This is a genomic window from Bacillus sp. NPDC094064, assembly GCF_050279585.1.
GTDB lineage: Bacteria > Bacillota > Bacilli > Bacillales > Bacillaceae_G > Bacillus_A.
On sequence record NZ_JBNNUI010000002.1, the window covers coordinates 504,599 to 525,509 of the forward strand.

Genomic DNA, 20,911 nt, shown 5'->3' on the forward strand with positions numbered 1-20,911 from the left:
GAAATTTGAAACCACCTGCAGAGAATAATAAAGAAGGTGCGGAGTCACATAAGTTAGAAAGTGAGAGTAAACCGATATGGAAATCAATGTCCATGTTTTTAGTGCCGTTACTACTAAGTAATGTATTACAATCAGTTGGACAATTATTCGGTATGGTAGTAGTGGGAAGATGGCTTGGTGTAAAGGACTTAGCGGCTATATCGGCTTTCTTTCCGTTATTTTTCCTACTTGTTTCATTCGTCATTGGAATCGGCTCAGGTAGTTCTATTTTAATTGGTCAGGCTTTTGGTGCTAAAAATGAAGAACGCTTAAAAGCTATCGTTGGTACGACACTTACGTTTACTTTTATTATCGGAGTTGTGCTGGCGATAATAGGTAGTATTTTTGCGATGGATATTATGCGCATTATGGGAACACCGGAAAATATTATTGAAATAAGTGTACATTATGCACGCATTTTATTTATATCTATGCCAGTATTATTTTTATATTTTGCATACACAACATTTATGAGAGGTACAGGAGATTCTAAAACGCCATTTTATTTTTTAATCGTAAGTACAGCGCTAAATATGATTTTATTACCGATTCTTATTTTTGGATGGTTAGGAGCCCCGAAATTAGATGTTTATGGAGCTGCATATGCTTCAGTAATATCTACAGTTATTACATTTATTGTCATGTTAATGTATTTAAAGAAGAAAGATCATCCACTACAACTAGATAGTACGGTGAGAAAATATCTTCGAATGGATTGGGAGTTATTAAAGTTATTATTAAGACTCGGTATTCCAGCTAGTATTAATATGATATTAGTTTCATTATCTGAAATTGCGGTAATCGCGTTTGTAAATCGTTACGGTTCGGATGCAACAGCTGCTTATGGTGTTGTGAATCAAGTTGCAAGTTATGTACAGATGCCAGCCGTTAGTCTTGGTATTACTGTCTCCATTTTTGCGGCGCAATCAATTGGTGCGAATCAATTTGATCGATTGCAGAAAGTTGTAAAGGCCGGAATTATCATGAATTATGTCATCGGTGGTGTATTAATATCTCTTATTTACTTGTTCTCAAGAGACATTCTATCGTTATTTTTGACGAGTCAAACTACAATTGAGATTGCTCATAGTTTAGTTATGATTACATTATGGAGCTATTTAATTTTCGGGCATGCGCAAATTATTAGTGCGACAATGCGAGCAAGTGGTACAGTGCTATGGCCAACTGTCATCGGTGTTGTATCAATTTGGCTTGTTGAAGTACCTGTAGCGTATTACCTTTCTTACCATACAAGCCTCGGAATAGAAGGAATATGGATTGGGTACCCGGCAGCATTTATTGTCAGTTTAATATTACAGTATGCATATTATAAGCTTTCATGGCAGAAGAAACGAATTACACGATTAGTTAGTTAAATAGTGAAGAAGTCCCTAGGTTATTATTTAAATCGACTAAACTAAGAAGAGGATAGTATGTTCAATATATGAGCATATATCCTCTTTTCTTATACATATTAGATTAGAAGATTTAGGTTGTTACTATTTTCGCCAACAGTAACTTGCTTCAAAAATGTTTCGTTTCTATTTAAGGAGTTCCACCCTAGCGCCATCAACTTAAGAATTCTATAACGCCCCAAAAATAAAAATTGTACATTTTTATTTGGAGATGCCAATCTTCTCGTTTTGGGGTATTCGCTTGTCTTAGCTTGATTGTGATGTGGCGGTACCCCTAAAAAATCAACGCAAAAAATAAAGCGCTTGCATAATTAAAAATACGAGTTATAATACTTGTATACAAGTATACTTGATTAACATGAGAAGGTGACGTTATGATGGAATCAATGGAATTTATTTATCCTGAAAAATGGCTTTCAAAAGCTTCTACTGGTGATCGTGTTGCGAGCGAACTTAGAATGCGTATTATTGCAGGTAAAATTGAAAACGGTACCATTCTATCGGAAAATAAATTAGCTGCCGACTTTTCTGTAAGTCGGTCACCCGTTCGTGAAGCATTAAAAGTACTGGCCTCAGAAAATATCATTCGCTTAGAAAGAATGGGCGCAGTTGTCATTGGTTTAACCGAAAAAGAAATTGAAGAAATATACGATGTTCGTTTACTCATAGAAACGTTTATCTTTGAACGGCTTGTAAAAATGGAAACGAATGAGTTAATAAAGGAACTGAATAAAATTATAGAAATGATGAAAATCGCCATTAAATATCATGATGCTGATGAGTTTTCTTATCAAGATATCTTATTCCATGAAACGATTATTCGCACTATTCATCATTCCCATATCCTGATGATGTGGAATAATTTAAAACCTGTTATGGAAAGCTTAATCCTATTATCAATGCGTACCCGTTTCAAGGAAAAATACGAAGACTTTGAACGGATTATAAAAAATCATGAGCTTTATATAAAAGCGATTGAATCAAAAGATCGAGCCCTCATGATTGAGGCCTTACATCAAAACTTTGATGATGTTCAAGGGAAAGTTGAAGACCTCTGGATGTCACAACAAATGTTATCTAAAGGAGTAGAGCAAGAACATGAGTAGCTATATGTTAGGTATAGATATCGGTACAACAAGTACCAAAGCAGTATTATTTACTGAAAAAGGTGAAGTCGCCCAAACAGAGAATATTGGTTACCCACTTCACACACCGGATATATCGACAGCGGAACAAGATCCAGAAGAGATTTTTCAAGCTGTTTTACAAGCGATTTCAAATATAACAAGGCATCATTCAGATAAAAAACCATCGTTTATTTCATTTAGTAGCGCCATGCACAGTGTCATTGCCATGGATGAAAATGACCAGCCCCTGACACCTTGTATCACCTGGGCAGATAATCGCAGTGAGGCATGGGCACATAAAATTAAAGATGAACTGAATGGCCATGAAGTTTATAGACGAACAGGAACACCCATTCACCCCATGTCACCATTAAGTAAAATTACTTGGATTGTGAATGACCATCCTGAAATCGCAGTCAAAACGAAAAAGTATATTGGAATAAAAGAATATATCTTTAAAAGATTATTTGATCAATATGTCGTGGATCATTCCCTCGCTTCATGCATGGGGATGATGAATCTACAAACACTAGATTGGGATGAAGAAGCTTTAAAAATTGCTGGTGTAACCCCTGCTCAATTATCTGAGCTCGTACCAACTACCAAAATATTTAGCAACTGTAATCCGGATTTAGCTAAAAAGATTGGTATCGATTCACAAACACCGTTTGTCATTGGTGCCAGTGATGGAGTGCTTTCTAATCTAGGTGTGAATGCAATTAGAAAAGGCGAGATTGCAGTCACAATCGGGACAAGTGGTGCCATTCGAACTATCATTGACAAGCCGCAAACAGATGAAAAAGGAAGAATATTCTGTTATGCCTTAACGGAAAAACATTGGGTAATTGGTGGACCGGTAAACAATGGAGGGATGGTCCTTCGCTGGATTCGCGATGAACTTGCTTCATCAGAAGTAGAAACTGCGAAAAGACTTGGAATTGATCCATACGATGTATTAACCAAAATTGCTGAACGAGTGAGACCTGGCGCAGACGGATTATTATTCCATCCATACCTCGCAGGCGAACGTGCGCCATTATGGAATCCAGATGTACGTGGCTCATTCTTCGGTTTAACTATGTCACATAAGAAAGAACATATGATCCGTGCAGCCTTAGAAGGCGTTATTTATAATTTATACACCGTATTTTTAGCGTTAATCGAATGCATGGATGGTCCTGTGACCCGTATTCAAGCAACAGGAGGCTTCGCAAGGTCTGACGTTTGGCGACAAATGATGTCCGATATTTTCTCATCTGAAGTCGTTGTTCCAAAAAGCTACGAAAGCTCCTGTCTAGGTGCATGTATATTAGGTCTCTATGCTACAGGGAAAATTGATTCTTTTGAAATCGTTTCCGAAATGGTTGGCAGCACCTACAAACACACACCGAAAGAAGAAGCAACACAAGAATATAGACAATTACTACCGATATTTATCAACCTATCAAGAGTATTAGAAGACGATTATACACGAATTGCTAATTATCAAAGAAATTTAATAAAGTAAAACTTTCATCAGTGATCCTCCACTCCTCGTCTCTCTTTAAATTTTGAGGTTGGAGGTTACTACAAAAAAATAGGGGATAAAGTGAAACTTCCATCATTGGAGCGGCTTTTCATCCGAAATGATGGTTAGCCTTCACTAATCGGGCTTTTATAGGCAGTTGACCCCCCCTCGCTTCTCTAAATCTTAAGGTGGGGGTCTTACTGCCCGCAAATAGCGGGATAAACACAAATACAGCTAATATTAAGGGGGAGTTACGATGCCATTAGTCATTGTAGCAATTGGGATTTTAGCATTACTTTTACTGATAATGCGCTTTAAATTAAATACCTTTATTTCATTAATCATTGTATCATTCGGCGTTGCTTTAGTACTTGGAATGCCGCCAGAAAAAATTGTTAAAACCATTGAAACAGGATTAGGCGGAACACTTGGTCATTTAGCACTCGTTTTTGGACTGGGTGCGATGTTAGGTAAGTTGCTTTCAGATGCTGGGGGCGCACAACGCATTGCTATGACCCTTGTAAAAAAATTCGGTGAAAAAAACATTCAATGGGCTGTTGTGACTGCCTCATTTATTATCGGTATTGCATTATTTTTTGAAGTAGGATTAGTATTATTAATTCCGATTGTATTTGCTATTTCAAGAGAATTGAAAGTTTCTATCTTATATCTCGGTATTCCGATGGCAGCAGCTTTATCTGTAACACACGGATTTTTACCGCCACACCCAGGACCAACTGCTATCGCTGGTGAATTGCATGCAAACATCGGCGAAGTATTACTTTATGGTTTTATGATAGCGGTTCCAACGGTCATTTTAGCTGGACCTGTATTTACTAAAATTGCAAAAAAACTAGTACCTGAAGCATTCACAAAAACTGGTAATATCAAATCTTTAGGTGAGCAGAGAGTATTTAAACTTGAAGAAACTCCTGGCTTTGGGATTAGTGTTTTTACCGCTTTACTGCCTGTTATTTTAATGGCAATCGCTACAATTATTACTTTGCTGCAAAAAACAATAGGATTTAAAGATAATGGTTTACTAGCAGCGATCCAGTTTATTGGGAATGCGGATACTGCCATGTTGATATCCTTATTAGTTGCGATCTATACAATGGGATTGGCAAGAAATATTCCAATCAAAAACGTGATGGAATCTTGTACAACAGCGATCTCAAATATTGGGATGATGCTCTTAATTATTGGCGGAGGCGGAGCCTTCAAACAAGTATTAATTGATGGCGGCGTTGGTAACTATGTAGCCGAACTATTCCAAGGAACTTCATTATCACCGATCTTGCTCGCATGGATTATAGCTGCCATCTTACGTATTTCATTAGGGTCTGCTACGGTTGCTTCATTAACAACTGTCGGTTTAGTGATTCCGATGTTAGGTCACTCTGACGTTAACCTTGCTTTAGTTGTCCTTGCAACAGGAGCTGGTAGTTTAATTGCTTCACACGTGAACGATGCGGGTTTCTGGATGTTCAAAGAGTACTTTGGTTTAAGCATGAAAGAAACATTTGCAACATGGACCTTGCTTGAGACTATCATTTCCGTAGCCGGATTAGGATTTACTTTATTACTAAGCTTATTTGTATAGACCTTTCTAGACAGTAAAAGGGGTACGGAAACGATTCGAAAAATAACCCGCTACATCTGAAATTTTTTCCAATCAAACTTTTGGGACAATTCATATGGGATACTTTTCCCTTAGGAAAAAGTATCCCAATTAAGTACACTCTAATTGATAAGGATGGAAGTTTCTCTTTATTTTTTAACTTGATGGCGATCGATGTGCCGTGTTCCTATGACATTTTGTACGCATCTTGGCGGAGAAAAATGAAATGAATAAGACGGATTATTTGATTAAATTGTTACTTTAGGTATATATACTGTAATATAGACAGAGTAACATGTATAGAAAGGAACGATGAAATATGCTAAAGCAACAAATTGGAGTAGTTGGTGTGGGCGTTATGGGAAAAAGCCTCGCACTTAACTTTGAAAGTAAAGGGTATTCTGTTGCCCTATATGATATTTCAAAGGAAAAAGTAAATGAAATTATTGAGGAAAACCGTGGTAAAAACATGGTTGGTACTCATATGGTTGAAGAGTTTGTTAACTCACTTGAATCACCTAGAAAAATTTTGTTAATGGTTAACGCAGGGGAAATTACAGATAAGGCGATTGATTCTCTGCTTCCTTATCTTGATAAAGGTGATATTTTAATTGACGGCGGTAATACATACTTTGTCGATACAATTCGCCGAAACAAACGTCTTGCCGAAGAAGGAATCAATTTCATTGGAGCAGGTGTGTCAGGTGGAGAAGAGGGTGCATTGAAGGGACCGTCTATTATGCCGGGCGGACAGAAGGATGCATATGAAAAAGTGAAGGATATGCTTGAAAATATCTCTGCAAAAGTGAATGACGAGCCTTGCTGTTCTTACATCGGACCTAATGGAGCGGGCCACTATGTAAAGATGGTTCACAACGGTATTGAATATGGAGATATGCAATTAATTTGTGAAGCATATTTCTTCTTGAAACAAACACTTGATTTGACTGCAGAAGAGTTTCATGAAATATTTGCTGAGTGGAATAAGGGCGAACTGAACAGTTATCTAATCGAGATTACAGCAGACATTTTCACGAAGAAAGATGAAGAAACTGGAAAGCCATTAGTGGATGTTATTCTTGATACTGCGGGACAAAAGGGCACAGGGAAATGGACAAGCCAAAGTGCACTTGATCTAGGTATTTCTCTTCCGATTATCACAGAATCTGTATTCGCACGTTGTATTTCTGCTTTAAAAGAAGAGCGTGTGCATGCAAGCAAATTATTATCTGGCCCTAAAGATAAACCAGCGCTTGGAATTGAAAAAGCAGAATTAATTGAAGCAGTGCGCCAAGGTTTATATATGAGTAAAATTTGTTCTTACGCGCAAGGATTCACGCAATTAAAGGCAGCTTCTGAGGAATATGACTGGAACCTTGATTTTGGCAGCATTTCTATGCTGTGGAGAGGCGGATGTATTATTCGTGCAGCCTTTTTACAGAACATTAAAGAAGCTTATGAGAAGAACACTGACTTACCGAACCTTTTACTTGACCCATACTTTAAAGAAATTGTAGAGTCATACCAAGGCGGATTACGTCAAATTATCTCATTGGCTGTACAACAAGGTATTCCGGTACCTGCATTTTCAGCAGCGATTTCTTATTATGACAGCTATCGTACTGCAACATTACCTGCAAACTTGTTACAGGCGCAGCGCGATTATTTTGGAGCGCATACGTATAAACGAGTAGATAAAGAAGGTACATTCCATACGAAATGGATATAAAATAAAAAATGGACCAAGATTGAAATCTTGGTCCATTTTTTTATCCTGCATTAATGGGCAGTTTCATTTTATTGAAAAAATAGCTTGCGCGCTGGTGCTGCATCTGTACCCATTAGTTTTAATGGAGCTGCGACCATAAAAAGACTTTGCTATGATTAGATTGAGTAGTCACTATCATCTGAAATTGGCCACCAATGGAAGCCGTTTTCTGCAAGCAAATCATCTGAAGCTTGAGGTCCCATTGATCCTGATTCATAAGTAAGTAAATCGGTTGATACATCCTGTTTCCATGCTTTAGAAATAACATCAACAAATTTCCATGATAACGCTACTTCATCCCAGTGAGTAAAGTTTGTTGCATCGCCTTGAATTGCATCATATATCAGTTTCTCATAAGCTTCTGGTGTATTTACTCCGTCTACGCAGTCATTGCAGTAATCAAGTTTAAATGGTTTCGTCTTTTCAGAAGTACCGATTTTCTTACCATTTAAAACAAGAGAAATTCCTTCATCCGGCTGAATATGAATAATAAGCAGATTTGGATGAACGCTGTTTTCTGATTTAGAATATAAATTCATTGGCAATTCTTTAAACTGAATAACGATTTTTGTTGATTTCTCTTGCATGCGTTTACCTGTACGAATGTAGATCGGCACACCAGCCCAGCGGAAATTGTCTATTAATAATTTACCCGCCACAAATGTTTCTGTTCTTGAGTTTGGATCCACTTTATTTTCGCTTCTGTACCCAGGAACTTCTTTTCCTTTGATTGTTCCAGGACCATACTGACTTCGTACAAAATATTGATCCACTTCTTCTACTGCTATTGGTCGAAGTGCACGTAATGCTTTAATTTTTTCGCTTCGGATTTCTTCAGTTGTTAAACGAATTGGCGGTTCCATTGCCAGTAAAGCAACCATTTGTAACATATGGTTTTGTATCATATCTCTTAAGGCACCTGAATTGTCATAGTACCCTCCGCGATCCTCTACACCTAAAGATTCACTGGATGTAATTTGAATATTAGAGATGTATCTATTATTCCACAATGATTCAAATATTGCGTTTGCAAAACGAATAACGCCAATGTTTTGAACCATTTCTTTTCCTAGATAATGGTCAATGCGATAAATTTCATTTTCCGCAAATGCGTGACGAAGTTCTTCATTTAATTTTTGTGCGGATGGCAAGTCATGTCCAAAAGGTTTTTCGATAATCAATCGATTCCAGCCACTTGAGTTTGTCACGCCCTCTGATTTCAAGTAAGAAGCAATTGTTCCAAAGAATTCAGGAGCCATCGCCATATAAAACATTCTGTTTCCTGGAATATTGAATTGTTCTTCAAGGTTAGTAATTAATGCATTCAAATCTTGGTATGAAGCAGTATTCGTTACATCAAACGCTAAGTAACGGAAATGAGTTAAAAATTCATCTAAATCATTCCCCGGTTCAATTTCTGACTCTTGAATAGAGGTTAATACATTTGCACGAAATATATCGTCGCTCCATTCACGTCTCGCTACACCAACAACAGCAAAATTTTTAGAGAGCTGCCCTTTTTTATATAGGCTATATATAGAAGGGAATAATTTTCTCTTCGCTAAATCTCCTGTTGCTCCAAATATAACCATAGTGCAATATGTATTGTTGTTATTATTCACTGGGTACCCTCACCTTTATTAATGTATATTGAATAGTATCTCACAAAAGTTTAACACAATTTGAAAGAAATCTTCTACTTTTAAGTATGCGTAGGAACGTGGAAATAAATCTTTTATTAAGGCGAAGGCTATAGAAAATCAAAAGAAAAAGCACGAAATCATCTATACCATGTAATTGTAAACGTAAACAACTCCAAAATATACAATAAAAGTTGATTTTGGAGTTGTTTTTTTATTTTGTTTTTATTTATTTTTTTACTTCATTTTTTTCGGAACACTGCAACTAGATGGTAAATCTATTGACCAAGGCAAGACTTTATAAATAGCTTTTTAAAGTTATATCAAAATGTTGTCTAATGAGTTTTTTATCACTCATATAAAACTCCCACGCTTTTTCAGGTTCACCGATAATCTCAAAGGATTCTTCTGTAATATATAAAGCACAATTATCCTCTAATGCAATCCCTTCTATATTACCTTGGTGATTTTGTAAAAAGGAATGAAAGGCGTTCATTCTGTTTAGTTGGTTATAATGCGGGCAAAATCGTTTGTTCACGATACCCCATCCGTTACTCTCGATATAGCCAGAACCCTCGTAATCCGATCGGATACTAGATGTGAACCAACACATAGCACCAGCGCTATATCCCGCAATAAGTGTTCCGCGTCGCAAAGCCGATAGTAACTTTTCATTTAATTCATATTCTTTCCACTGTGTAAGCATGTGAATATAATTCCCGCCACCGAGGTAAATGAGATCAGCTGAATGAATCATTTCGTCTATTTCATATTTAGAAGGTGTATCAGTTATAGTACGTAAAATTTGTACGTCACAATGTAATTGTTTTTCAAAGGTGTCTAAAAATAATTTTATATAGCTTTCATCATCATGGCTAGCTGTAGGAATAAATAATACTTTTGGGTACGGTTTATCCGTTAATTCTATAAGTCGTTCATTAATAGGCGAGTGATTGGAATCTTGTAAATCACCGCCACCAATGACAGCTAATTTCATAGTAAAGCACCACCTAATCATTTTTGTTATATAAAAATTCGATAGAAGAGAGTTACATTCCTTCCATAAATGAATGATGATGTGGAAGGAGTGGAGAGAAATTATATAGAAATAGTAAGAGAACGCTATTTTTTACATATTGAGGAATTAGAAACAATTGGTTGATAAATAATATGAGATACGTATCGTTGTAAAATATGGAAATCATCTAGCTAAATATTACGAAGAATCATTAAATGTAGAGTGTATATATATAACTAAGAGGAAATAGTAATGATTTTACAAAATGTTTTTTACTTTTAATGGGAACTTGTATTACAATATGGTAAAATTATTTAAATATATTTATTTAATATGAAATAAAGTGAGGGAGCGTGAAAGAGTGGATTTTCGATTTGAGTTTGCAGCGAAGGTAAAAGAATATTTAGATGATGAAAAAGATGAAAAAATAATAAAAGATGGACACAGAGATATCATTTTTCGATATTTATATCCGTTAGAGAGTGAAATTGGCATTTTTAAAAATCCTAACTTTACCTTTTTTGCATCTGGAAGACGCTCACATATAGTATTAGAAAATATTGAATTTAAAACAGAAGTAAACGTAGAAAGTAATATAATTGAAATTACAAAAATAGTGGATAATGTAGTAATTCCGTTAGATACTATCGTAGCGAAAGATAAGGAGTTATTTGCACTTGGACGTAATGAGCCGTTTAGTGTACAAATATTAGAGTATTATCTCTTTGAGACGTTTGGAGAAAAGTTAGGTTTACAATGAATAGAATGGAGTGCAGAGTTATAATGAGTGGATATTCGTTTATATGATTCGAGTTTGACCTTTCATTTAATTTATACTACAATCTGTAGTGTGGAAGGAGCCATGCTATGTTTACTCAAAACTATAAGTTAAATGAGCAAGGGTTAAATCACTTCTTTGGGCCGCTTGAAGCGAAAATTATGGAGATTGTTTGGTCTACTGAGGATATTACTATTAAAGAAGTGCAGCAGAAATTGAGTGAAGAATCACCTGTGAACTTTAATACTGTTATGACAGTTATGAACAGGTTAGTAGAGAAATTCCACTTAGAAAAACAGACTGTGAAAAGAAGTGGCATATATCGTGCAGTACAAACAAAAGAAGAATTCTTATCCAATCAAACGAAGAAAATGACACAGGAATTAATGGGGGAATTTGGAGATTTAGTTGTAACTCATATGCTAGATGAGTTAGAGCAGGCTGATCCGACTTTAATCAAAAAATTAGAAGACAAATTGAATCAATTAAAAAAAGAGGATCGATAAAATGAAATGGCAAATGCGTAAAATCGTATTGTTAGCAGTAATTGTAAGTACTCTCTTTTTCAGCATGTTAGTCTATTACGTTACATATCCATTTCTTTTTCAAAATAAGGCGTTCTTTCTTTCGAAATTTTGCTTGTTTCAGTTAGAAAAGCATATGAAAGAATTATCGCTCATTCGTATTATAATAGCTGGATTGTTATTACTTACTGTACTGATCGTGTGCAAAAGACTTTGGGGGCAATTTTTCTATAGTAAAAAATTTCAAAAAGTACTTTTTCCTTTCATTAGAAAAGGAAAACAAATATATATATTGCCGACTACGAAAGTAGCAGCATTTACAATTGGAATACTTCGTCCGAAAGTTGTTCTGTCGGAAGGGATACTTCAAATGTTTTCAGAGGAAGAAATTGATGCGATTGTATTCCATGAAGAATATCATCAAATCAATCGGGATCCGCTAAAATTATTTTGCTTTACGTTGTTAGCAGAGGGAATGATATATATTCCGATATTAAAAGGACTACTACAGCGATATGAGGCGTACCAAGAGTTAGCTGCAGATAAATATGCGATGCAAAAAATGAAATCTTCATTCGAGTTAGGTAGTGCATTATTAAAATTAATGAAAATAAAGAAAGTGGAAAATCAATGTGTTACAGCTTCATTTGCAAAAACAGCAATCAATTTGCGAATTGAGCAAGTGTTAAATGAAAAAGTTGTTAAGCTTAATATACCGTTACATACGAATTCGGTATATGTAACAGTATGTTTATTCTGTATGTCGATTGTACTTATTGTCGGAGAGTGCATATAGCCTCTTTTTTTAAGAATTAACACTACTTCGTGTAGTGTGATTAGGGGGAAGAAAAGTGAAGAAGTTAATTGCTATTATACTAGTAGGAGCGCTCGTTTGGGCGGGAGTCAACTTTTATAATTCAAAGAAAGAAGAGAAGGAAAGAAAAGCGAAACAAGCAGAATTACAAGAGAAAGAAATATTACCACAAGTAGGCTTCAAAGCGCCAAATATAACATTAAAGGGACTAGACGGAAAGCTGTATTCGTTAAACGATGCAAAGGGAAAACCATATGTTATTAATTTCTGGGCGTCATGGTGTGGGCCGTGTGAAATGGAAGCGCCGGACTTAGTTCATTTTTATGACAAATATAAAAAGGATATTGAAATCTTTGCAGTAAATGCAACTGTAAGTGACCCAGTACAAGAAGCAAGCGCATTTGCCGATCGCCATGGATTTGAGTTTCCTGTTTTATTAGATATGGATGGAGTAGCTGGATTAGACTATAAAGTATTTTCTTTACCAACGACATTTTTTGTTGATAAAGATGGTATTATAGTAGACCATGTACGAGGTGTATTACCTCCAGATCAATTAGAAGAGAAATTTAAGAAATTAATTGAGAAGTAAGAGGGGATTACGTAGTGATGGAGTGGATCGTAAGGTTACAACCCATATCTCTTATAATTGGAAGTCTAATTGGATTTATGTTTATGAAACAAAAGATGATACACCAAACTGTATCATATGAAAAAATGATGGATGCAGTAACAAATGCTTTCCTTATCATCGTATTTGTATGGAAATTTGCACCGGCAATTTTAAATCCAGTATGGGCTTTTGGATCACCATTGCAAGCAATATTAGCTGTAGGAAGTATGCAACATATTATAGTTGGATGCGTAATTGCGAGTATATATATTATTTGGAAAAGTAAAAAGGATCAATTTTCGCTTCGTGTTTTATTCGATGCATTGCCTTTTGGATTTTGTATGGGTATTATCTTTTATTTTCTATTCCATCGAGAAGTAGGTGTACAAACGACACTACCGTGGGGAATGAAAATATATGAATCTAAGTTTTTGTATCAGCCTATTTTCATATACGAGATCATCCTCGCCCTTTGTATAATGGGCTTGTTATGGGTCAAAAATGAAAGGTTAGGAAATGGAAAAAATATAAGTGTTTTTTTGATTTTTGAGGGAATTGCGCATATTATGATGTCGTTCATTAGTGAACAAAATGCGGTTCTATTTGGTCTATCCATACAGCAAATAATGAGTTTTGTTGTTATTAGTTTCGGGATTTTGTTGATACCAAAAAAATAGCCATGTACGGAAGGTGTCCGTGCGTGGCTATTTTTATTACATATATTAAAAAATCGGCGGAGTAACAGAAAATAAGACAATCGTATTTTTCTCAAATTGATTTACCCATTTATGCTTTAAATAAGCAGGTATTTTTACACTGTCACCAGTTTCTAATATGTATTCTTCTTCATTTAAATGTAATGTAATGGTGCCATCCAACACGAAGGCTAATTCTTCTCCTTTATGTTCTAGAACATTTTCTGATGAGGCAGTATTCGGTGGAATAGTCATAATTGCGGTTGCTAAGTTTCCTGTGAAATCAGGTGAAAGCATTTCATATGATAAATTATCGATAATCATTTTCTTACGTTTATGAGAACGTACGATTAAATCATCTGTATTTGTTTCTTCAAGTAAAAAACTAAACGTTGGAACATCAAGTGCTTTTGCGAGTACTTTTAACGTTTGAATGGAAGGGTTAGCAGAACCACGTTCAATTTGGCTTAACATAGATGGTGTAATCTCAGCCATTCTTGCTAGTTCTTTACTAGTTAAACCTTTTTCTTTTCTTTGTTTTTCAATCTTTTTACCAATATCTATATTTTCCATAAAACATTCTCCTTCATAATTATTAAATTATATTTAAGTAAATTAAATTAAAATTAACTAAAACTTCATTTTATGTTAAACTATATTAAAATTAATTTAATTATAATTTATTGTATAGTGAGCTACAAGGATATGAGGAGGAAACGGAATGAAGGAAATAGGGGAATTAAAAGCAGAATATCCATTAGTTAACAAACTTATTGCAACAGAAGAAGTATTTTGGGTAAATCCGAATATAGAAAAGTATGAAACGGCAATAAAAGATTCACCACTTAATGAAGAAGATGTAAAAGACGCGGAAGAGAGATTAGAGCGTTTCGCACCATATATTGCGAAAGTTTTTCCTGAAACGAAAGAAACGAACGGCATTATTGAATCACCTTTAGTGAACATACCTGCTATGAAACAATCTTTAGAGAAAAAATACGGGCAGTCTATATTAGGAGAATTATTATTAAAATGTGATAGTCATCTTCCGATATCAGGATCAATTAAAGCTAGAGGCGGCATTTATGAAGTATTGAAACATGCTGAACAATTAGCTCTGCAGCATGGAATGTTAACAGAGGAAGATGATTACTCCATTTTAGATAGTGATACATGTAGAGAGTTTTTTGCAACATATTCTATTGCAGTAGGTTCGACAGGAAACTTAGGACTAAGCATCGGGATTATGAGTGCGAAACTAGGTTTTAATGTAACTGTTCATATGTCAGCAGACGCGAAACAATGGAAAAAAGATTTATTAAGAAGTAAAGGTGTAAACGTTATTGAATATGAGGCTGATTATAGTAAAGCAGTAGAGGAAGGAAGAAGGCAAGCAGATGCTGATCCTAGCTGTTATTTTGTAGATGATGAAAACTCACATGATTTATTTTTAGGATACGCAGTCGCAGCATCGCGTCTACAAAAACAATTAGAAGAGTTAAAGATTGTAGTAGATGAAAAGCATCCTTTATTCGTTTACCTTCCTTGCGGAGTAGGGGGCGGACCTGGCGGAGTAGCATTTGGCTTAAAGCTCTTGTTTAAAGACAACGTACATTGCTTCTTTGCAGAGCCGACACATTCACCATGTATGCTACTCGGATTAATGACAGGACTTCATGATAAAATTGCTGTTCAAGATATTGGGATTGATAATGTAACAGATGCAGACGGACTTGCGGTAGGAAGACCATCTGGATTTGTTGGTAAAACGATGGAACCATTTCTAAGTGGAAATTACACAGTAAGTGATGAAGAGTTATATAGATTGTTAAAAGAACTAGCTGATACGGAAAATATTTATTTAGAACCTTCTGCGTTAGCAGGTATGGTTGGGCCAGTAAAAGTATGTAAAGAAGATGAGTATTTACAAAAGCAACAGTTAACAGAGAAGATGAAGACAGGTACTCATATTGTGTGGGGGACTGGTGGAAGTATGGTTCCAAAAGATGTAATGAGTGGATATTATAAGAAAGGTTTGGAATTAACAATATAAGAAAAATGAGGCTAATTGTAGCCTCATTTTTTCATGTACATAAAAATCTTTGTTATTTTCACAATAGTTCATTATAGTATATATAGAGGATAACTAATATTGAATAAATATAACAAACAGCTTTATTTTACATAATAAGAGGATGTGTATACGATGTCATTACAGACTAAATATATAGCGGGTATTTCGCTTGGGGTTATGGGAGTAGGCTTTGCGGCTTCTATCCCTTTTCAAGGAACGGTAGCTGGAGAGATTATACAAGGGGGATTTGAAGCTGGATTAGTTGGTGGACTTGCGGATTGGTTCGCAGTTACAGCTTTATTCCGTCATCCGATGGGAATTCCAATACCGCATACAGCGTTATTACCTAAAAATCGTAAACGAGTAACGAAAGGGCTCATCAATACGTTAGAAAATGAGTGGCTGACGAAAGAAAGTATTACGAATAAAGTAAAAGAAATGCAGCTAGCGCAAATGGTGCTGCAAATTGCTGAGAGAGAAATGCAGTCTAATGCTGTGAAAAAGGGGATTGTAACGATTGCGGAGAAAGCGATTGTTACAATAGATACGGAAAAGTTAGCTGTTATTATTGAAAAAGAATTAAAAACGTATTTGCATACAATTAATACAAGTAACATCTTACAAGTGCTTGTTGATCAATTAGTTGTGCAAGAATATGATGAAAAGACACTTGATTACATATTAGTAAAAGTAAAAGATTGGACAGCGCAAGATGAAGCGCGTTATCAGCTTGGAAGTTTAGGAATAAAGGCGATGGAAAATATAAAAGTAGATGGATTCCTGCAGTTTACTTTAAAATCATTTATGAATATCGTAGATGAAGATAAAATTGGAGGCATTTTGCAGAAGTTTATCATTAGTAATATTAACAGCTTACAAGATGCTGATAATAGCACAAGACAACTTATATTAGCAAAAATCCGTCAAGAAATTATAAATGTAAAAGAAAATGAAGCTTTACTACAGGAATTAGAAAATTGGAAAGAAAAGTGGATTGCGAATTGGGATGGTACTGACAAAATAAAAGAAATGCTTGAGCAAGTAAAACAAAGAGCAGTTGCCTTTGTCAACAATGAAGAATTTGCTGATAAATATGTTCTTCCATTTTTACAAAAACAAATGAATAAAATAAAAGAAGACGAAATGACTGTTCAAAAAATAGAAGAGTGGTTACAAAATCAAGTTGTTACACTCGTTGAAAAGAATCATTCGAAAATCGGAAAGCTTGTGCAAGAAAACCTTGATAAGTTAGACGATAAAACATTAATCGAAATGATTGAAAATAATGTAGGTAAAGATTTACAGTGGATTCGAGTAAACGGTGCTGTTTGCGGATTTATGATCGGATTAGTATTAGAAGGAATTAAAGCGATTATATGAGAAAAACCTTCCACAATTGTGGAAGGTTTTTTATTTTTCAATAACACTCATATTTAAATTGTAAGCTTTCTCAATGTTTAGCTTGTACGTCCCGTTTCCAGTTTTAATTGAACTTTTATACCAATGTTCTTGCTTGTCCAATTCTGGATTTTCTTCTGGAGAATTATTTTCTTTTTTCGTTAAATCTTCTACTTGTTCCCAAGGTGTGTTTCCGATAGCTTCTTTTTGATTTGTTACTGCTGTTAGAGATACGTCACTTTCTTTTATTAAATGAACAGATACACCTGAGCTTTCTTGTACAAACCAATTGTTTTGTAATTGACCTGGATAAAGAGATAGATCTCGATTAGACGCACGAATTTCTACATGTTTCGTTTGTGGGAGTACAAGCGTCGGTTTTACTTGTGGTTCCTGACCAAACATTCTTTGATGAAATGGTAATGACTTTAATGTTATATACATCGTTTCTCCAGTCGTTTGAACTGAAAGAAAATCTTCTTGTTTTAAATTGAGTTTTTCATTTCCTTTTGTCGTCATTTCATATGTTCCAAGAAGGCTAACTTCATTTGAATTCCTTCCGTCTATCGTTAGAGGATGATTGTCTGTACCTGCATCCACGACAATTTTATTGATGGATTCAGGAATATCAACTTTACTTTCTGGAATCGTGTTTGTTTGTCTAGTTGTATGAATGGAGTAACGAACTTCCTCTAGTAATCCAGTTGATAATAAACAGTAAAAAGCAATTCCGACGCTTCCTAAAACGCCGATAAAGAAAATACTAAAAATATCATATTTAATAAATGATTGTTCCTTCTTAGAAAATAGAAGGTATAGTAAAATTTCCACGCCAAGTATAATAAGTAAAACAGGCCACCATGCTGTTAAAGAATCTAATACTTGAGTTCCTTTTATAACTGAAAATAGTAAGAAGCAACCTAATGCAATAATAGAAAGCCCCATTGAGAATGTTCCAACACGCCATGTTCTCATTCGTTTGTCCCACCTTTGTTTTCTTTATTTCCAAGTAATAATTTAAAGCCGCCACCAATTAAGAGGAGCGCAACGATAGATGTTTGGAAATAGCGATAATATATTTCGCTAAGATGAATGTTAAATATAGTTGCAAAGTAATCATTCAAAATAGGAAGGACTGTTTGATCTAATAAATAATAACCACCTAATACAATTAATCCGATACCGATCCATCTTTGATGATTTATGAAATAATCGATAATAGGTTCATCATTTAAGCGTTCTTTTCCGTATTTTGCAGTTTGTTGTAACGCATCAAAAAAGCTATAAAACCAAATGATTGGTACTAAAAATAAAAATGCAGAAAGCCTTAATAAGTCAAGTAAGTATATTGAAAGTAAAAAGGCTGCCATAAGCTGAAGACCACGGTGTTGTAAGCCTAAATACATATGTCCTGCTCCAGGAAACATTGCTAAAATAGAAGCGAATGTTTTATTTTTCTTTCCTTGTTCACGGTGCTCTTCAAACTCTTCGAAAATAGTACGATCATCTAGCTGCTCACCACGTTCTTTTTTCTGTAGTTGTTGAACAACATCGAAGAAGTTGTAAATCCATAAAACAGGTAACGTAACAAGGAAGATAAGGAAACTCCCTTGGTTAGTTAATAATGTAACAAATATAATCATGCTGCCTAAGCCTGCGCAAGCGACTAAAAATGTAAGACCGCGTTGCATAAGTCCTAGTTGGAAATGTCCAAGTCCAGGGATAATTGATAGGAGAATGATATAAAATCGTTCGCTCTCTTTAGAGGACCCTGTCAATTCTCCAGCTGCTTGTTTTTTCGATTGATTTACAATCGTGATAACTAAATCTAGTAAATTGATTATCCATAACACTACTAGTAAAAATAGGGAGAGAAAGGTAATCTCATGCTCTCCTAATTGTGTCGTCCAAACCACTGCAAAGGTAAATAGTAATAAAGCTCCTCCGCTATATAAAATAAAACCTCCAATTTTCTTTAAATATAAATGACCAAGCCCAGGAATTAGCCCTAATACAAGTGCTAAAAAGGGATTTTTATTCATGCTTTGAACCTCCGTCCTGCTTTGATGTGTGCGCTGCTTTGTTTACAATTTGTTGTGAAATAGAAGTTTCATTTTCTTTGGAAGATTTCTCGAAATTTGATGTCGCTGTGAAAATATATTGGAATAAACCACTTACCATAAAAATAATGGTAGCCGCAGTCGCAATTATGTAATGAATAATCGTGCGCTTTAGTGAGTTTGTTTTTATATTTTCATTAGGTTGTAACGTTTCAAAATGTATTTGCGTCATAACTTCGTTTGTAAATGAATCATCATTTATCATTGGAAGGTTTTCATGTTGCTCATCAATACTTTCCATATAAAGTGCTAAACAATGACCACATTCATAAAGGTGTTCTTCCATAGATTCACGTTCATTGTTTGCTATAGTATCTAATGTATAATTGCGCCAATCTTCTTTTGAATAATGCATCATAGAAACTCTTCCTCCTTCCAATGTTTTTTAATCCATTTTCTTGCCCGATACAGTTTCATTTCGACTGTTTTCACTTCAATGTTTTCCTGTAAAGCAATTTCTTGATAGCTTTTTTCTTCTAAGTAATGTGCGAGAACGACGTCACGGTAATTTTCCGGAAGTTCTCTCAGCTTTTGAGCAATGATTAATTTTTGCTCTTTCGTCAATAATAAAGCCTCAATATTATGAGAGGATTTTATATTTTCCTCAGTTTCTTTACATAAGGAGAGTTCTTCGTTTTCTTTAGCTTTCTTTCTCTTATAATCAATAGCGTGATTGGTGGCAATACGCGCCATCCACGTTTTTAATCCGCGAAATTGATAATTAGGGAGAGAAGCATGAACTTTTACGAATACTTCTTGTGTCACATCTTTCGCATCTTCTTCATGTCTTAAAATAGCAAAAATAATTTGGAAAATATAATGACGATATGTTTGGACAAGGATGCGAAAAGCATGCTCACTACCTTGCTGTGCTTTTTCAATTAACTGTTTTTCTTCAATTGTGCTCTCCCTCCTTTTTGACGCATTCAATTATATAGACGTAAGAAACGAGAAGTCACCCTACACATGTTGTAAAAAAAGAATAATATATTTTTAGAGATGGGGCTATATGAAAAAGGTGTGAAAAAATGGTAGAGAGAAGTATATAATGAGCAAGTAGGAAATGATACGTGAAGAAAGGATGTGAATGTTAGTAGGGAAGGCCCATACTAACAAACATGAAAATTAAAATATTAATAGCAGATGATAATTCTTTTATTAGAGAAGGCATGAAAATTATTTTAAATACATACGAAGAATTCGAAGTAGTAGATACAGTAAATGATGGGAAAGAAGCAGTGGAATATTGCAAAAAGAATGAAGTTGATATTGTACTTTTAGATGTTCGTATGCCGAACATGAATGGTGTAGAGGCAACGAAGTTCATTTGTGAAGAAACGAAAACAAAGCCGCTTATTTTAACGACGTTTGATGATGATGAATATATTTTGGATGCAGTAAAAAACGGAGCGAAAGGTTATTTATTAAAAAATAATGATCCGGAGCGTATTCGTGATGCAATAAAAGGAGTATATAACGGTCAAACTGTCATGCAAGATGTCGTGCTTGATAAAATTAAGTCTAATTTAATGGAAAGTAAAGAAGAAGAGTCTAAAATAGATAAGAGCCTTTTTACTGAAAGAGAGCTTAGTATTATCGCATTAATTGCAAAAGGATTTTCGAACAAAGAAATTTCGAAGCAACTTTTCATATCAGAAGGAACGATTGCGAATTATATTACATCTATTTTAGGGAAAACTGGACTAGAACATCGCACACAAATTGCGATTTATTACTTAACAGGGAAAGTAGAGTAAAGA

General features: G+C 35.0%; 20 protein-coding genes. 13 read left to right on the forward strand and 7 right to left on the reverse strand.

Going from position 1 to position 20,911, the window contains the following annotated elements; all coding sequences use genetic code 11:
* Nucleotides 1-5: 5 nt before the first annotated feature.
* The 5 genes from ACQKNI_RS07260 to gndA all read left to right on the forward strand — a co-directional run bounded on the left by ACQKNI_RS07260 (nucleotide 6) and on the right by gndA (nucleotide 7,438).
* The gene (locus ACQKNI_RS07260) at nucleotides 6-1,415 is read left to right on the forward strand and encodes an MATE family efflux transporter (protein WP_088231171.1); all 1,410 of its coding nucleotides are present in this window, start codon (nucleotides 6-8) and stop codon (nucleotides 1,413-1,415) included.
* 413 nt (nucleotides 1,416-1,828) lie between these two features.
* Nucleotides 1,829-2,560 (forward strand): GntR family transcriptional regulator, encoded by a 732-nt coding sequence (locus ACQKNI_RS07265; protein ID WP_088231172.1) that lies wholly within the window; start codon nucleotides 1,829-1,831, stop codon nucleotides 2,558-2,560.
* Nucleotides 2,553-4,088 (forward strand): gluconokinase, encoded by a 1,536-nt coding sequence (gene gntK / locus ACQKNI_RS07270; protein WP_098252664.1) that lies wholly within the window; start codon nucleotides 2,553-2,555, stop codon nucleotides 4,086-4,088. The genes ACQKNI_RS07265 and gntK overlap by 8 nt, the downstream gene beginning before the upstream one ends.
* Before the next feature lie 256 nt (nucleotides 4,089-4,344).
* The gene (gene gntP, locus ACQKNI_RS07275) at nucleotides 4,345-5,691 is read left to right on the forward strand and encodes a gluconate permease GntP (RefSeq protein ID WP_088231174.1); all 1,347 of its coding nucleotides are present in this window, start codon (nucleotides 4,345-4,347) and stop codon (nucleotides 5,689-5,691) included.
* 337 nt (nucleotides 5,692-6,028) lie between these two features.
* Entirely contained in the window at nucleotides 6,029-7,438 is a 1,410-nt protein-coding gene (gene gndA, locus ACQKNI_RS07280) for an NADP-dependent phosphogluconate dehydrogenase (RefSeq protein WP_088231175.1), read from the forward strand.
* Nucleotides 7,439-7,593: 155 nt separating this feature from the next.
* Here gndA and zwf read toward each other — a convergent pair whose 3' ends face one another.
* A complete protein-coding gene (zwf, locus tag ACQKNI_RS07285; protein ID WP_218012275.1) occupies nucleotides 7,594-9,069 on the reverse strand; it encodes a glucose-6-phosphate dehydrogenase in 1,476 nt (491 codons plus the stop codon).
* A gap of 346 nt (nucleotides 9,070-9,415) precedes the next feature.
* Nucleotides 9,416-10,114 carry a peptidase E gene (locus ACQKNI_RS07290; RefSeq protein WP_088231177.1) on the reverse strand — a complete coding sequence of 233 codons (699 nt, stop codon included), beginning with the start codon at nucleotides 10,112-10,114 and terminating at the stop codon, nucleotides 9,416-9,418.
* Between the two features lie 382 nt (nucleotides 10,115-10,496).
* On the opposite strand from ACQKNI_RS07290, the gene ACQKNI_RS07295 reads away from it, so the two are divergent.
* The 5 genes from ACQKNI_RS07295 (at nucleotide 10,497) to ACQKNI_RS07315 (ending at nucleotide 13,541) form a co-directional block, all read left to right on the forward strand.
* The gene (locus ACQKNI_RS07295; protein WP_088231178.1) at nucleotides 10,497-10,895 is read left to right on the forward strand and encodes a DUF3942 family protein; all 399 of its coding nucleotides are present in this window, start codon (nucleotides 10,497-10,499) and stop codon (nucleotides 10,893-10,895) included.
* Between the two features lie 107 nt (nucleotides 10,896-11,002).
* Nucleotides 11,003-11,419 carry a BlaI/MecI/CopY family transcriptional regulator gene (locus ACQKNI_RS07300; protein WP_088231179.1) on the forward strand — a complete coding sequence of 139 codons (417 nt, stop codon included), beginning with the start codon at nucleotides 11,003-11,005 and terminating at the stop codon, nucleotides 11,417-11,419.
* Nucleotide 11,420: 1 nt separating this feature from the next.
* Nucleotides 11,421-12,233, forward strand: coding sequence for a M56 family metallopeptidase (locus tag ACQKNI_RS07305; protein WP_088231180.1), 813 nt, complete (start codon nucleotides 11,421-11,423; stop codon nucleotides 12,231-12,233).
* Between the two features lie 55 nt (nucleotides 12,234-12,288).
* On the forward strand, nucleotides 12,289-12,843 hold the full coding sequence (locus ACQKNI_RS07310) for a TlpA family protein disulfide reductase (RefSeq protein ID WP_088231181.1): 555 nt from the start codon (nucleotides 12,289-12,291) through the stop codon (nucleotides 12,841-12,843).
* 17 nt (nucleotides 12,844-12,860) lie between these two features.
* Nucleotides 12,861-13,541, forward strand: coding sequence for a prolipoprotein diacylglyceryl transferase family protein (locus ACQKNI_RS07315; RefSeq protein WP_088231182.1), 681 nt, complete (start codon nucleotides 12,861-12,863; stop codon nucleotides 13,539-13,541).
* Between the two features lie 45 nt (nucleotides 13,542-13,586).
* On the opposite strand, the gene ACQKNI_RS07320 is transcribed toward ACQKNI_RS07315, so the two are convergent.
* Nucleotides 13,587-14,132 carry a helix-turn-helix domain-containing protein gene (locus ACQKNI_RS07320; RefSeq protein WP_088231183.1) on the reverse strand — a complete coding sequence of 182 codons (546 nt, stop codon included), beginning with the start codon at nucleotides 14,130-14,132 and terminating at the stop codon, nucleotides 13,587-13,589.
* Between the two features lie 148 nt (nucleotides 14,133-14,280).
* Here ACQKNI_RS07320 and ACQKNI_RS07325 point away from each other — a divergent pair, with 148 nt between their 5' ends.
* Nucleotides 14,281-15,612, forward strand: coding sequence for a D-serine ammonia-lyase (locus ACQKNI_RS07325; protein WP_088231184.1), 1,332 nt, complete (start codon nucleotides 14,281-14,283; stop codon nucleotides 15,610-15,612).
* Nucleotides 15,613-15,765: 153 nt separating this feature from the next.
* Nucleotides 15,766-17,013 (forward strand): DUF445 domain-containing protein, encoded by a 1,248-nt coding sequence (locus ACQKNI_RS07330; protein WP_088231185.1) that lies wholly within the window; start codon nucleotides 15,766-15,768, stop codon nucleotides 17,011-17,013.
* A gap of 30 nt (nucleotides 17,014-17,043) precedes the next feature.
* On the opposite strand, the gene exsE is transcribed toward ACQKNI_RS07330, so the two are convergent.
* Genes exsE through ACQKNI_RS07350 form a run of 4 tightly spaced genes read right to left on the reverse strand, consistent with a single transcriptional unit; the run spans nucleotide 17,044 to nucleotide 20,081 of the window.
* Nucleotides 17,044-18,006, reverse strand: a complete 963-nt coding sequence (exsE, locus tag ACQKNI_RS07335) for an exosporium protein ExsE (RefSeq protein WP_088231186.1) — start codon at nucleotides 18,004-18,006, stop codon at nucleotides 17,044-17,046.
* Nucleotides 18,003-19,073 carry a hypothetical protein gene (locus tag ACQKNI_RS07340; RefSeq protein WP_088231187.1) on the reverse strand — a complete coding sequence of 357 codons (1,071 nt, stop codon included), beginning with the start codon at nucleotides 19,071-19,073 and terminating at the stop codon, nucleotides 18,003-18,005. Before ACQKNI_RS07340 ends, exsE begins: the two co-directional genes overlap by 4 nt.
* Nucleotides 19,066-19,509 carry a hypothetical protein gene (locus tag ACQKNI_RS07345; RefSeq protein ID WP_427282291.1) on the reverse strand — a complete coding sequence of 148 codons (444 nt, stop codon included), beginning with the start codon at nucleotides 19,507-19,509 and terminating at the stop codon, nucleotides 19,066-19,068. The genes ACQKNI_RS07340 and ACQKNI_RS07345 overlap by 8 nt, the downstream gene beginning before the upstream one ends.
* Entirely contained in the window at nucleotides 19,506-20,081 is a 576-nt protein-coding gene (locus ACQKNI_RS07350; RefSeq protein WP_240522835.1) for an RNA polymerase sigma factor, read from the reverse strand. Before ACQKNI_RS07350 ends, ACQKNI_RS07345 begins: the two co-directional genes overlap by 4 nt.
* 188 nt (nucleotides 20,082-20,269) lie before the next feature.
* On the opposite strand from ACQKNI_RS07350, the gene ACQKNI_RS07355 reads away from it, so the two are divergent.
* Nucleotides 20,270-20,908, forward strand: coding sequence for a response regulator transcription factor (locus tag ACQKNI_RS07355; protein ID WP_088231189.1), 639 nt, complete (start codon nucleotides 20,270-20,272; stop codon nucleotides 20,906-20,908).
* The last annotated feature ends 3 nt before the right edge of the window (nucleotides 20,909-20,911 follow it).

Bases quoted from the DNA above. Each gene is read 5' to 3' on its own strand.
- ACQKNI_RS07265 (WP_088231172.1), top strand. From the start codon at position 1,829: ATGATGGAATCAATGGAATTTATTTATCCTGAAAAATGGCTTTCAAAA.
- gntK (WP_098252664.1), top strand. From the start codon at position 2,553: ATGAGTAGCTATATGTTAGGTATAGATATCGGTACAACAAGTACCAAA.
- gntP (WP_088231174.1), top strand. From the start codon at position 4,345: ATGCCATTAGTCATTGTAGCAATTGGGATTTTAGCATTACTTTTACTG.
- gndA (WP_088231175.1), top strand. From the start codon at position 6,029: ATGCTAAAGCAACAAATTGGAGTAGTTGGTGTGGGCGTTATGGGAAAA.
- zwf (WP_218012275.1), bottom strand. From the start codon at position 9,069: ATGGTTATATTTGGAGCAACAGGAGATTTAGCGAAGAGAAAATTATTC.
- ACQKNI_RS07290 (WP_088231177.1), bottom strand. From the start codon at position 10,114: ATGAAATTAGCTGTCATTGGTGGCGGTGATTTACAAGATTCCAATCAC.
- ACQKNI_RS07300 (WP_088231179.1), top strand. From the start codon at position 11,003: ATGTTTACTCAAAACTATAAGTTAAATGAGCAAGGGTTAAATCACTTC.
- ACQKNI_RS07305 (WP_088231180.1), top strand. From the start codon at position 11,421: ATGAAATGGCAAATGCGTAAAATCGTATTGTTAGCAGTAATTGTAAGT.
- ACQKNI_RS07315 (WP_088231182.1), top strand. From the start codon at position 12,861: ATGGAGTGGATCGTAAGGTTACAACCCATATCTCTTATAATTGGAAGT.
- ACQKNI_RS07320 (WP_088231183.1), bottom strand. From the start codon at position 14,132: ATGGAAAATATAGATATTGGTAAAAAGATTGAAAAACAAAGAAAAGAA.
- ACQKNI_RS07325 (WP_088231184.1), top strand. From the start codon at position 14,281: ATGAAGGAAATAGGGGAATTAAAAGCAGAATATCCATTAGTTAACAAA.
- ACQKNI_RS07330 (WP_088231185.1), top strand. From the start codon at position 15,766: ATGTCATTACAGACTAAATATATAGCGGGTATTTCGCTTGGGGTTATG.
- exsE (WP_088231186.1), bottom strand. From the start codon at position 18,006: ATGAGAACATGGCGTGTTGGAACATTCTCAATGGGGCTTTCTATTATT.
- ACQKNI_RS07340 (WP_088231187.1), bottom strand. From the start codon at position 19,073: ATGAATAAAAATCCCTTTTTAGCACTTGTATTAGGGCTAATTCCTGGG.
- ACQKNI_RS07345 (WP_427282291.1), bottom strand. From the start codon at position 19,509: ATGATGCATTATTCAAAAGAAGATTGGCGCAATTATACATTAGATACT.
- ACQKNI_RS07355 (WP_088231189.1), top strand. From the start codon at position 20,270: ATGAAAATTAAAATATTAATAGCAGATGATAATTCTTTTATTAGAGAA.